This is a genomic window from Streptomyces sp. NBC_00523, assembly GCF_036346615.1.
Lineage (GTDB): Bacteria > Actinomycetota > Actinomycetes > Streptomycetales > Streptomycetaceae > Streptomyces.
In genome coordinates this window covers 1,937,411-1,949,512 of sequence record NZ_CP107836.1, presented here as the reverse complement: position 1 = coordinate 1,949,512, position 12,102 = coordinate 1,937,411, and the positions used below count along the sequence as shown (strand labels likewise).

The window sequence follows — 12,102 nt, the reverse complement described above, 5'->3', positions numbered from 1 at the left end:
GCCGTCCCGGGGGCTCGATAGGGTGGAGCCGATCCCTTATCGGCTGTGGACCCCAGGAGCGGACCATGAACGTTGTGACCCCGGACGGCGGCGACAGCGTGGCGGCCTTCTCCTGGCCCGGCGTGCTGACCCCCCTGCTGCGCGGCGAGGACCTGGGCGCCGACGCCACCGCCTGGGCCATGGACCGCATCATGAGCGGCGAGGCGACCGACGTGCAGATCGCCGGATTCGCGGTCGCCCTGCGCGCCAAGGGCGAGACGGTCACCGAGGTCTCCGGCCTGGTCCGCGCGATGTACGAGCACGCCACGACCATCGAGGTGCCCGGCCGCACCGTGGACATCGTCGGCACCGGCGGCGACATGGCGAAGACCGTCAACATCTCCACGATGTCCGCGATCGTCGTGGCCGGCACCGGGGCGAAGGTCGTCAAGCACGGCAGCCGCGCCTCCTCCTCGGCCAGCGGCTCGTCCGACGTGCTCGGCAAGCTCGGCGTCAACCTGGAGCTGGCTCCCCGGCGCGTGGTGGAGGTGGCCGAGGAGGCGGGCATCACCTTCTGCTTCGCGGTGAAGTTCCACCCCGCACTGCGCCACGCGGCCAAGGCGCGTGCGGAGCTGGGCGCGCCGACCACGTTCAACATCCTGGGCCCGCTCACCAACCCGGCCAGGGTGCGCTCCCAGGCGATCGGGGTGGCCGATCTGCGCATGGCCCCCATCGTCGCGGGCGTCCTCGCCGAGCGCGGCAACTCCGCCCTGGTCTTCCGGGGCGACGACGGCCTGGACGAGCTCACCACCACGGCGACCTCGCGGGTCTGGGTGGCCCGGGACGGTGTGGTCCGCGAGGAGAGCTTCGACCCGCGCGACGTGGGCGTCGAGCTGGTCCCGGTGGAGGCGCTGCGCGGCGCCGACGCCTCGTACAACGCGGATGTGGCGCGCCGGCTGCTGGCCGGGGAGACCGGTCCGGTACGGGACGCCGTGCTGCTCAACTCGGCGGCGGCGCTGGTCGCGCTGGATCCGGGCGAGGAGCCGCTCACCGAGCAGATCCGGGCCGGTATGGCGAAGGCCGCCGAGTCGATCGACTCGGGTGCGGCCGGGCGGGCGCTGGAGAGATGGGTCGTCGCCAGCAACGCGTGAGCGCGTCGATGTGCGGCAGGGCGCAGTCCGGATCGCGGACTGCGCCTTGCGCGTTCCCGTAGGTATGGCAAGATGCTGGGCAGGTCATGAGTGACAGCGACTACGGCCCCGGCCCGCTGTCCGGCAACCCTCCGTCCGTGGCGGGGTGCCCCGGGTGAAGACCAGGCCGCAGGCAGCGAGGTCTGCGGCAAGCGCGGACCCCTCGACGTCGCGTGACGTCCACCCGTGGGGTCCTTGGTCCCCAGGGAGCCTCTTGTGAGCAAGCGAATGCGTTAGGGCCCGAGGCCCTTCTCCGCACACCCCTCTTCTTTCACTCCGTGCTGCCGCGTCTGTGCCGGTACGCGGAATTCGCCTGCCTGTTACGGGAGTTCGCCATGTCTGTCTTCACCGCTGCCGCCGACCAGTCGCTTTGTGCCCCGCTGCCGGTTCTGGGCGAGGATGTCCTCGTCCCGCTGGTCACCGGCGGTGAGGTCGGCTACGCGGCGCTGGACTACGCGGCGAGCGCCCCGGCGCTGAAGCGGGTCTGGGACGACGTGGCCGCGTACGCCCCGTACTACGGCAGCGTGCACCGGGGCGCCGGGTACCTCTCGCAGCTCTCCACGGACCTCTTCGAGTCCAGCCGGGCCACCGTGGCGGAGTTCCTGGGCTGCCGCCCCGAGGACCAGGTGGTCTTCACCCGGTCCACCACGGACTCGCTGAACCTGCTGGCCGCCGCGCTGCCCGCCGACTGCCAGGTGTTCGTCTTCGAGACCGAGCACCACGCCTCGCTGCTGCCCTGGCGCGACGCCCGCGTCACCTACCTGAACGCCCCGCGCACCCCCGCCCAGGCCGTCGCCACGCTGGAGGCGGCCCTCGCGGACCGGGAGCCCCACGGCTCCGCGCTGGTCTGCGTCACCGGCGCCTCCAACGTGACCGGCGAGCTGTGGCCCGTACGGGAGCTGGCCGCCGCCGCGCACGCGCACGGTGCCCGGATCGTCCTGGACGCCGCCCAGCTCGCCCCGCACCACCCCGTGGACATCGCCGAGCTGGACGTGGACTGGGTCGCCTTCTCCGGGCACAAGCTGTACGCGCCGTTCGGCTCGGGCGTCCTGGCCGGCCGGGCCGACTGGCTGTGCGACGCCGAGCCGTACCTGGCCGGCGGCGGCGCGTCCCGCACGGTGGCCCGGCGCGCGGACGGCGGGGTGGACGTCGAGTGGCACACCACGGCCGCCCGCCACGAGGCCGGTTCGCCCAACGTCATCGGCGTCTACTCCATCGCCTCCGCCTGCAAGGCGCTCACCGAGGCCGGATTCGACCGGCTGGTCGCCCGCGAGCAGCACCTCGTCCGCGAGGTCCTGGCGGGGCTGGCCGAGGTCCCCGAGGTGAAGGTGCTCTCGCTGTTCGGCGACGACGCGCCGAGGGTCGGCGTGATCTCGTTCGTGGTGGAGGGCTGGAACAGCTCGCACTTCGCCGCCGCGCTCTCCGCCGAGTACGGCATCGGGGTGCGCGACGGCCTCTTCTGCGCCCACCCGCTCGTGCGCACCCTGCTCGGCAGCGACCCGGGCGAGGCGGGGGAGTGCGGCGCGCCGGAGGCGGAGCCGGGCGAGCGGTCCCTGAACGCGATCCGGGTCAGCTTCGGCGCCGGGACCCCGGACGAGCACGTCGAGCGCTTCCTGCGCGCGGTCCGCGAGCTGGTGAGCGACGGGGCGCGCTGGAAGTACCGCACCGAGGACGGCCGTTGCGTGCCGGACCGGGGCGCTGCCCAGGTCTGACGGACCGGTGGGTCTGCCGGGTACGGGATCCGTACCCGGCTTCGGCGTATGCCGTTACGCGTCCAGGCCGATGGAGAACGCGGCCTCCAGGTCGTGCTGCGAGTACGTGCGGAAGGCCACGTGGGTGTCGGTCCCCTCGACGCCCGGGATCTTGCTGATCCGGCCGGGGATGACCTCGGCCAGGTCGTCGTGCTTGGCCACCCGGACCATGGCGATCAGGTCGTAGGTGCCGGTGACCGAGAAGACCTCGCTGACGCTGTCCAGCGCGGCGATGGCCTCGGCGATCTCGGGAATCCGGTCCACGCTGGTTTTGATGAGCACGATCGCGGTGATCACGGCTGTGTTTCTCCCTCGGTGGCCGTGGCTGGAGACTTCACTCTAGGGCCTCCGGTGTCGCGCCTGTAGCGGCCCCAGGCGTACAGGAAGCCGGTCGCGAAGCCGACGACGTGGGCCAGGTACGCCACGCCCGGGCCGCTTCCCGCGCCCTCGGCGGCCAGCCACTGGAGCACGAACCAGAAGATCAGCACCACCCACGCGGGGAAGCGCAGCGGCAGGAACAGCAGGAACGGGAAGACGCTGGTCACCCGGGCCCGGGGGAAGAGGTAGAGGAACGCCCCGAGCACCGCCGAGATCGCCCCCGAGGCGCCGACGAGCGTCTGGTCGGACGTGGCGTGCGCGGCGGCGTACGCGAGCAGCGCCAGATAGCCGCAGCCCAGGTAGAACAGGGCGAACTCGGTGTGCCCCATGCGTTCCTCGGCCATCGCGCCGAACACGTACAGGAACAGCATGTTGCCCAGCAGGTGCAGCCAGCTGCCGTGCACGAACAGCGCGGTGAACGGGGTGAGCAGCGCGTGCGCCGAGCCGTCCCACAGCTCGCTCGGGATCACGCCCCACCGCTCGAAGTAGCCCGCCTGCGCGGCGAGCAGCGCGTCGGCGCCGCCGCGCACCGGGACGAATCCGGAGAGCGGGCTGATCAGGAAGACCGCGCAGCACAGGGCGATGAGGGCGTACGTCACCGGTGGCCCGCCCGAAGTCGCCGCGCGCAGGAGCCTGCCCGCCGCGGCCCGCCGATCGATCATGAACAGAGCATGACGCAAACGGAGCGAACGGGACAGACCGCCTCGCCGTGCCGACGGGAAGCGCCGAGGCCGTAGGGTGACGGGTGGGCATCCGCAGTTCGACGGCGCACCGCGAGATCCTTGTCCGGCAGCTCACGGCTCGACGAAAGAGGACGCACGATGACGACCGTTCCCCAGCCGACCGACACGACCCGCTGGCGCTGCACGCTCTGCGGGAACCTCACGCGCTTCGACGTGACGCGGTCCTCGAAGGTCGTGGAGTACGTGCACCTCGACCTGGCCGGTGAGTCGAGCGTCGAGGAACGCGAGGTGGTCAGTGAGACCATCGAGTCGGTCCGTTGTCGTTGGTGCAACGCGGTGGACCAGATCGAGCTCGTCGACAGGCCGGGTGCCGACTCCTGACGGGGCCGTGCGGAGACAACACAATGGGGTGACGGATGGTGGAGCAGCCCGAGGGCGGCGCCGCGTCGGCCGACGGGGCCGACGACGCCGTGGAGGCGCTCGACCGCCCGCTGCCCGAAGGGGTACGGCGCCGGGTCGTCGCACTGGTCTCCGACGCGTTCGGCGGCCTCACGGTCGCCGAACTGCCCGCCCAGCTGAGGCAGTACGCCCGCTTCACGGCCTCCCGGCGCGCCAAGTTCGCCGGGAACGCCATGGCCGCCGCCGTGGCGAACGACGACCGGTTCCGCCGCCGCATCGCTGACCGGCTCAGGGAGGCGCAGCCGGAGCTGGCGGGCGCGCTGGAGTCCGGCGCGCCGCCTGCCGCCGCCGACCCGGTGGACGTGGCTGCGGCGGCGTACGTGCTGCGCCCGGACGGCTGGGTGAAGCTGGTCGCGGCGGCCGGCGAGGAGGTCCAGCGCGCGGACGCCGAGCGGGCCGGCGAGGAGAGCCGGCGCGAAGTGGCGCGGCTGCGCGAGGAGCTGGCCGAGGCCCGGGCCCACACGAAGAGCGAGACGGAACGGCTCCGCGCCGAACTGGACGCCGCCCGCAAGGAGGCGGACTCCCTCCAGCGCAAACTGCGCAGTGCGGTCAGCGAGGTCAAGCGCGGTGAGGCGGCGCTGCGCAGGTCCAAGGCCGAGACCGAGACCGTACGCGCCGAGGCGGCCGCCCAGGTGTCCGCCGCCGAGAGCGAGACCCGGCGGCTGAGGGCGAGGCTCGGGGAGGCCGAGGCGACCGTCGAGGCGAGTCGCAGGGCGGCCCGGGAGGGGCGCTCGGTCGAGGACATGCGGCTGCGGCTGCTGCTCGACACGGTGCTCGAAGCGGCCGGCGGGCTGCGGCGCGAACTGGCGCTGCCGCCCTCCTCGATCCGCCCGGCGGACAGCGTGGACGCGGTGGAGCCCGGCCGGATGTCGCCCAAGGACATCGCCGCCAGGGCCCTTTCGGAGACCGACCCGGCGCTGCTGGACCAGCTGCTTGCGCTGCCGCAGGCCCATCTGATCGTGGACGGCTACAACGTCACCAAGACGGGTTATCCGCAGATGCCGCTGGAGAAGCAGCGGCTGCGGCTGCTCGGCGGGCTCTCGGTCCTCGCGGCGCGCACGGGTGCGGAGATGACGTGTGTGTTCGACGGGGCGGAGCTGGCCGCCCCGGTGCTTCTCGCGCCACCGCGCGGGGTGCGGGTGCTGTTCAGCAAGCCGGGGGTCACCGCCGACGAGCTGATCCGTCAACTGGCGCGCGCCGAGCCGCCGGGACGCCCCGTGGTGGTGGTCTCCACGGACCGCGAGGTGGCCGACGGAGTGGCGAAGGCGGGGGCCAGGCCCGTTGCGTCCGCCTTGCTCCTGAAGCGGCTTTCGCGGGTTTAGCGTTCCTTGTGGGGAGTTCGCCCGAGATCAGGGAACGGACCGTCAAGTCGCCGCTACACGCCGTGGGGTGTGGGTAAAGAAGTGCTGCGTGTGACGAGATTTTTCCTGTGAGGATTTGAACTGATCACAAGATGGTCACTAGGGTCGGGCCTCGAACCTTCGCGCGGTCGATCACCCATCCGGGGTGGCGGCGAAGGAACCGCCGAGTCCGTGACGTGCACGGAGCCGGGGATCCACTCCCCCACAGATCCGGTAGGCGGCTCGAGGAAGAAGGAGCTCGCCTTCGTGGCGTCCCACCGTCGTCCCAAGCAGCCGAGCCGCACTCGTGTGACCGTGCTCACCGCGACCGCAGCCGCGGCCGTCGCCCTGTCCTCCCAGGCCGCTCACGCCGACCCCAAGCCGACCAAGAACGAGGTCAAGGCGAAGGTCGACAAGCTCTACCACGAGGCCGGAGCCGCCACCGAGCAGTACAACGGGGCCAAGGAGAAGCAGGAGAAGCTCGAGAAGCAGATCGGCGCGATCCAGGACAAGGTGGCCCGCGGCCAGGAGGAGCTCAACCAGCTCCGGTCCGGCCTCGGTTCCCTCGCCGCCGCGCAGTACCGCTCCGGAGGCATCGACCCCTCCGTGCAGCTCTTCCTCTCCTCCGACCCGGACAGCTTCCTGGACCAGGCGTCCGCGCTCGACCAGCTGACGGCCAAGCAGACCGAGTCGCTGTCGAAGGTCCAGGAGAAGCAGCGGGCCCTCGCGCAGCAGCGCAAGGAGGCCCAGGACAAGCTGAGCGACCTCGCCTCCGTCCGCAAGACGCTCGGTGAGAAGAAGAAGAAGCAGCAGGAGAAGCTGGCCGAGGCCCGCCGGCTGCTCAACACCCTCACCGCCGCCGAGCGCGAGAAGCTGCGCCAGGACGAGGCCCGCGCCAGCCGCGCCGCCGGTACCCGGGTCGAGCTCGGCAACGAGGTCCCCGCCTCCGGTCTCGGGAAGGCCGCCCTCAACGCCGCCGCCACCCGCATAGGCAAGCCGTACGTCCCCGCGGCCACCGGCCCCAACTCGTTCGACTGCTCGGGCCTGACCATGTGGGCCTACGCCCAGGCCGGCGTCAACATCACCCGCACCACGTACACCCAGGTCAACCAGGGTCACCGGATCGGCGTCAGCCAGCTGGCCCCCGGCGACCTGGTCTTCTTCAACGGCAACGAGCACGTCGGCCTCTACGCGGGCAACGGCCAGGTCCTGCACGCCCCGTACCCCGGCGCGTACGTCCGCTACGAGTCGATGAGCACCATCGGCAGCATCTACGCCGCCGTGCGCATCTGAACCGCGCCCGAACGGGCGAATTCCCGCGCCCCGTACTGACGCCCGCCCCGCCGGAGACCACAGGTCACCGGCGGGGCGTCACTGTGTGTGGCCCCCGTCGGACCGGCGCGTCTTTGTCCGCTCCGTGATCACCCGGTTACTGTCTGCCTGCTGTCGCGGCTCCCATACGTCGGTCCGCCCGTCCGGGTGGCAGGGGCCGCACGCGTCTGCGTACAGCGGAAGGGAGTGCGGCGACCTGTGGGATCCCATCGCCGTTCCACACAGCCCGGTACCGCTCGCGGTGCCCGGGCCACCGTCCTGACGGCGGCGGCCGCCACCGCGGCCGCGACGCTCGGCGCCGCCCCCGCGCACGCCGAGCCGCACGACACCCCGCAGACCGCCGGGGCCCGCGTCGACCACCTCTACGCCGAGGCGGAGCGCGCCACCGAGCGGTACAACCGGGCCGGCGAGGACGTGACCCGGCTGCGCGGCGAGTTCAGCCGGGCCCAGGACCGGGCCGCCCGGGGCCAGGAACGCATCAACCGCATGCGCGACGACCTGGGCTCCGCGGCCCGGGCGGAGTACCGGGCGGGCGGCATCGATCCCTCGCTGGCCCTGCTGCTCACCTCGGACCCCGACAGCTACCTCGACCGGGCCGCCGCCGTCACCCTGGCCGACACCCACCGGGCCACCGCCCTCGCCGAACTGCGCAGGGCCCAGCGGGCGCTCGCCCAGACCCGGGCCGAGGCCGCCCGCTCGCTGGCCGGGCTGGAGCGCCGCCGGGAGGACGTCAGCCGCCACAAGCGGACCGTCGAACGCAAGCTCGCCCGCGCCAGGCAGCTGCTGAAGGCGCTCCCGGCCTCCCAGCGGGCCGCCCTGGCCCGCGCCTCGCGCGACGGCCGCGACCCGGGCGCCGGGCTCCTGGCCGGGCTCCCCGCGGGCTCCTCCCGCGCCGCCGCGGCCGTCCTGGCCGCCCAGCAGGCGCTCGGCCGGCCCTACGTGTGGGGCGCCAGCGGGCCCTCCGGCTTCGACTGCTCCGGGCTGATGCAGTGGGCCTGGGCCCAGGCGGGCGTGAGCCTGCCCCGGACCTCGCAGGCCCAGCGGTACGCCGGACACATGGTGCCGCTCTCCGAGGCCCGCCCCGGAGACCTCGTCGCCTACCGGGCGGACGCCAGCCACATCGCGATGTACGTCGGGAACGGCCAGGTCATCCACGCCCCGTACCCCGGCGCCCCGGTCCGCTACGACCCCGTCGGGATGATGCCCGTCTCCTCGGTCACCCGGGTCTGAGCCCGGCGACAGCCCGTACGCTCGTCATGTGGTCGAACAGGTGAGCATACGTGGCGGGCGGCGGCGGGCGGCGGGTGCCGTCCTCGCCGCGCTGCTGTGCGCCGCCGGGTGCTCCGCCCCGGCCGACCGGGCGCCCGACGGCACCTCCCGGGGCGTCCGCGCCACCCTGGACCGGCGCGCCGCCGCCGTGCTGCACCACGACCCGGCCGCCTACGCCGCCGCCGTCGACCCGGACGCCACCGCGCTGCGCACCGCCCAGCGCCGGGAGATCGCCCGGCTGGCGGACGTGCCGCTCGGCTCCTGGGCCTACCGGCTGACCCACCTCACCCCGCACGGGGCGGACCGGGTCACCGCCGACGTCACGCTCGGCTACCGGATCGCGGGCTACGACAGCGCCCCCGTCTCCGTCGACCGGGTCGTGGACCTTGCCCGGGACCCGGCGGACGGCCGCTGGTACGTCACCGCGGACCGGGCCGCCGACGGCAGCTCCGGGCAGCTGTGGGAGCAGGGCGACATCGAGGTGGTGCACGGGAAGCACAGCCTGGTCCTGGGCGTCGGCCGCACCCGGGACGAGCTGGACGCCATCGCGGCGACGGCGGACGAGGCGGTGCCCGCGGTCTCCGCCGCCTGGCCGGAGAGGTGGGCGGGGCGCGTGGTGGTGCTGGTGCCGGACAGCGTGACGGAGATGGGCCGGCTGCTCGGGTCGCCCGCCTCGAACTACAAGGGCATAGCGGCCGTGACCACCGGCGAGACCGGCGGCACCGGGAAGGCCCCCGCCGACCGGGTGATCGTCAACCCGGAGGCTTACGCCCTGCTCGGCGGGTTCGGGCAGCGCGTCGTCCTCACCCACGAGACCGCCCATGTGGCCACCCGCAAGCGGACCTCGTCGGCCACCCCGACCTGGCTCTCCGAGGGCTTCGCGGACTGGGCGGCCTACCGGGACCAGGACCGCACCGCCGAGGAGATCGCCCCCGAGCTGGCGGACGCGGTCCGGGCCGGTGACGCACCGGCCGGGCTGCCCGAGGACGAGGACTTCGCCTTCGCCGGGGAGGCGGACCGGCTGGCGCAGGCGTACGAGGGCGGCTGGCTGGCCTGCGAGCTCATCGCGGACCGCTGGGGCGAGGAGAAGCTGTTCGCCTTCTACCGGGCCGTCGGCGCCCACCACGGGCGCGACGGGGCGGTCGAGGACGCCCTGCACGAGGTCCTGGGCACCACCCCGCAGGACTTCACGGCGCGCTGGCGCGTGTATCTGCGCGACCGGCTCGGCTGAGCGCGGGCTCCGCCACCGCCTCCGGGGCTTCCTCGCGGACCGGAGTCCGTACGGTGTCCTGCCACAGCCGCACGGCCGCCAGCACACACGCGGCGACCAGCAGTCCGTTGCGCAGGAACATCAGCGTCAGGCCCTGCGCGTCGCTCGTCACCACATGGACGAAGCCGATCGGAAACTCCAGCTGCGTCACCCCGGTGGCCGCCACCACCAGCACGGCCGGCCACCCCATCCGGCTCTCCCGCAGCACCAGGCACACCGCCGCGAGACCGACCAGCCACAGCATGTACTGCGGGCTGATCACCCGGCTCGTCGTGGTGAACAGCAGCACCGCCGTGAACGCCGCGTCCGCCGGCGTACTCACCCCGAACGTCCGCGCCCGCAGCCGCCACACCAGCAGCCAGCCGAACGCGGCCACGCTCAGCCCCAGCGCCAGCGTGCTCACCAGCGGCACGTGCGGGCCCAGGAACTCCAGCGAGCCGTAGTGCAGCTCCACCCGGCCCTCCCAGCCGAACTGCCGCCACACATGGAAGACCAGCGCCCCCAGCGACTCGACCTCGGTGCCCCGGTCCCGCTGGAAGCCGAGGAACGCCAGCGCGCCCGGCGCCGCCGCCACGCACACCAGGAGCAGCCCGGCCGCCACCGCCGCCGCCGTCCCCCAGGCCAGCCGGGTCGCGCGCCCCCGGGCCGTCCCGGCCAGCAGCAGCGCCGGCCACACCTTCAGCAGCGCCCCGAACGCGGCCAGCGCCCCCAGCACCCGGGGGTGCCGCAGCCCGGCCAGCAGCGCCGCCACGGCCACGGCCGTCACCATCACGTCGTACCGGGCGTACGCGGTCGTGCCGAGCAGCGGGACGCCCGCCACCCACACCCACACCCCGGCCGCCCGGCGGCCCGGGCCGTCGCTCGCGCGCAGCAGCATCCCCAGCACCAGCGCGTCGCACAGGAACGCCAGCACGAAGAAGGCGGTGGCGTAGTCCAGGAACGGCAGCAGGGCGGGGGAGAGGATCGCCAGGGCCGCCACCGGCGGGTACTGCCAGGTGACGTCGGACTGCGGGTAGCTGCCGGAGCGCAGCACCTCGGACCAGCCGTGGTAGATCACCGACACGTCGCTCGTCACGTCGAGCCCGGGCGGGGTGACCACCTTGGTCACCCAGAGCAGCAGCACCGCCCTGGTGAGCGCCCACACCACGAAGGCCGCCGGACGCGTGCCGCTGGAACCCGTCATGACCTGCCCTCACCCGTCCTGTACGCCGTACGAAACAGCCATGATGCCCGTACGGCCTGTGCGCGGGCCATCAGGCACGGCCGCCGGGGCCCGGTACTGTCGGCGGCGATGGACAAGACCTTGATCGTGACCAACGACTTCCCGCCCCGCCCGGGAGGCATCCAGGCCTTCCTGCACAACATGGCGCTGCGGCTCGACCCCGGCCGGGTCGTCGTCTATGCCTCCACCTGGAAGCGCGGGGCCGAGGGCGCGGCCGCCACCGCCGCCTTCGACGCCGAGCAGCCCTTCACCGTCGTCCGCGACCGTACGACGATGCTGCTGCCGACCCCGCGCGTGACCCGGCGCGCCACCGAGCTGCTGCGCGCGCACGGCTGCTCGTCCGTCTGGTTCGGCGCCGCCGCCCCGCTCGGCCTGATGGGCCCGGCGCTGCGCGAGGCGGGCGCCCGGCGGCTCGTCGCCACGACGCACGGCCACGAGGCCGCCTGGGCGCAGCTGCCCGCGTCCCGGCAGCTGCTGCGCCGGATCGGCGAGGGCACCGACACGCTGACCTACCTCGGCGAGTACACCCGTTCCCGGATCGCCGCCGCGCTGAGCCCGGCCGTCGCCGCCCGTATGGTGCAGCTGCCGCCCGGGGTGGACGAGAAGACGTTCCGCCCGGACTCCGGCGGCGACGAGGTGCGGGCCCGGCTCGGGCTCACCGAACGGCCCGTCGTGGTCTGCGTGTCCCGGCTGGTGCCCCGCAAGGGCCAGGACACCCTGATCCTCGCGATGCCCGCGATCCTGGCCGCCCAGCCGGACGCGGTCCTGCTGATCGTGGGCGGCGGGCCCTACGAGGACGACCTGCGCAAGCTCGCCGCGCGCACCGGGGTCGCGGACTCCGTGCGGTTCACCGGCCCGGTGCCCTGGTCCGAGCTGCCCGCCCACTACGGGGCCGGGGACGTCTTCGCGATGCCCTGCCGGACCCGGCGCGGCGGCCTCGACGTGGAGGGCCTGGGCATCGTCTACCTGGAGGCGTCCGCGACCGGGCTGCCGGTGGTGGCCGGCGACTCCGGCGGCGCCCCGGACGCGGTGCTGGACGGCGAGACCGGCTGGGTGGTGCGCGGCGGCGAGCCCGGCGAGGCGGCGGAGCGGATCACCGCGCTGCTGGGCGACGCGGAGCTGCGGCGGCGCATGGGGGAGCGGGGCCGGGCCTGGGTCGAGGAGAAGTGGCGCTGGGACCTGCTCGCGGACCGGCTGCGCGAACTGCTCTGATACGACGACGAGGGGGC

General features: G+C 73.7%; 11 protein-coding genes and 1 riboswitch. Of the genes, 8 read left to right on the top strand and 3 right to left on the bottom strand.

The features are described 5' to 3' along the window. Positions 1 to 65 precede the first annotated feature (65 nt). Together trpD and OHS17_RS08785 are read left to right on the top strand one after the other, a co-directional pair. Positions 66 to 1,130 carry an anthranilate phosphoribosyltransferase gene (trpD, locus tag OHS17_RS08790; RefSeq protein ID WP_330311703.1) on the top strand — a complete coding sequence of 355 codons (1,065 nt, stop codon included), beginning with the start codon at positions 66 to 68 and terminating at the stop codon, positions 1,128 to 1,130. A gap of 82 nt (positions 1,131 to 1,212) precedes the next feature. Beyond that, positions 1,213 to 1,330, top strand: a riboswitch (SAM riboswitch). Positions 1,331 to 1,504: 174 nt separating this feature from the next. Next, the gene (locus OHS17_RS08785) at positions 1,505 to 2,881 is read left to right on the top strand and encodes an aminotransferase class V-fold PLP-dependent enzyme (RefSeq protein ID WP_330311702.1); all 1,377 of its coding nucleotides are present in this window, start codon (positions 1,505 to 1,507) and stop codon (positions 2,879 to 2,881) included. A gap of 54 nt (positions 2,882 to 2,935) precedes the next feature. On the opposite strand, the gene OHS17_RS08780 is transcribed toward OHS17_RS08785, so the two are convergent. Next, positions 2,936 to 3,217: an Lrp/AsnC family transcriptional regulator gene (locus OHS17_RS08780; protein WP_018104396.1), complete on the bottom strand. Its 282-nt coding sequence runs from the start codon at positions 3,215 to 3,217 to the stop codon at positions 2,936 to 2,938. Next, positions 3,214 to 3,960 (bottom strand): rhomboid family intramembrane serine protease, encoded by a 747-nt coding sequence (locus tag OHS17_RS08775; protein WP_330311701.1) that lies wholly within the window; start codon positions 3,958 to 3,960, stop codon positions 3,214 to 3,216. Before OHS17_RS08775 ends, OHS17_RS08780 begins: the two co-directional genes overlap by 4 nt. A gap of 159 nt (positions 3,961 to 4,119) precedes the next feature. On the opposite strand from OHS17_RS08775, the gene OHS17_RS08770 reads away from it, so the two are divergent. The 5 genes from OHS17_RS08770 to OHS17_RS08750 all read left to right on the top strand — a co-directional run bounded on the left by OHS17_RS08770 (position 4,120) and on the right by OHS17_RS08750 (position 9,612). Continuing rightward, a complete protein-coding gene (locus OHS17_RS08770) occupies positions 4,120 to 4,362 on the top strand; it encodes a hypothetical protein (RefSeq protein WP_018104398.1) in 243 nt (80 codons plus the stop codon). A 38-nt stretch (positions 4,363 to 4,400) separates the two neighbouring features. After that, a complete protein-coding gene (locus tag OHS17_RS08765) occupies positions 4,401 to 5,762 on the top strand; it encodes an NYN domain-containing protein (RefSeq protein ID WP_330315195.1) in 1,362 nt (453 codons plus the stop codon). A gap of 285 nt (positions 5,763 to 6,047) precedes the next feature. Further along, a complete protein-coding gene (locus OHS17_RS08760) occupies positions 6,048 to 7,073 on the top strand; it encodes a C40 family peptidase (RefSeq protein WP_330311700.1) in 1,026 nt (341 codons plus the stop codon). 237 nt (positions 7,074 to 7,310) lie between these two features. Beyond that, a complete protein-coding gene (locus OHS17_RS08755; RefSeq protein WP_330311699.1) occupies positions 7,311 to 8,342 on the top strand; it encodes a C40 family peptidase in 1,032 nt (343 codons plus the stop codon). Between the two features lie 40 nt (positions 8,343 to 8,382). Next, positions 8,383 to 9,612: a hypothetical protein gene (locus tag OHS17_RS08750; protein WP_443066126.1), complete on the top strand. Its 1,230-nt coding sequence runs from the start codon at positions 8,383 to 8,385 to the stop codon at positions 9,610 to 9,612. Here OHS17_RS08750 and OHS17_RS08745 read toward each other — a convergent pair. Next, positions 9,569 to 10,834 carry a glycosyltransferase family 87 protein gene (locus tag OHS17_RS08745; RefSeq protein WP_330311697.1) on the bottom strand — a complete coding sequence of 422 codons (1,266 nt, stop codon included), beginning with the start codon at positions 10,832 to 10,834 and terminating at the stop codon, positions 9,569 to 9,571. The two genes, OHS17_RS08750 and OHS17_RS08745, sit on opposite strands and share 44 nt — an antisense overlap. A 108-nt stretch (positions 10,835 to 10,942) precedes the next feature. On the opposite strand from OHS17_RS08745, the gene OHS17_RS08740 reads away from it, so the two are divergent. Continuing rightward, positions 10,943 to 12,085 carry a glycosyltransferase family 4 protein gene (locus OHS17_RS08740; protein WP_330311696.1) on the top strand — a complete coding sequence of 381 codons (1,143 nt, stop codon included), beginning with the start codon at positions 10,943 to 10,945 and terminating at the stop codon, positions 12,083 to 12,085. Positions 12,086 to 12,102 lie beyond the last annotated feature (17 nt).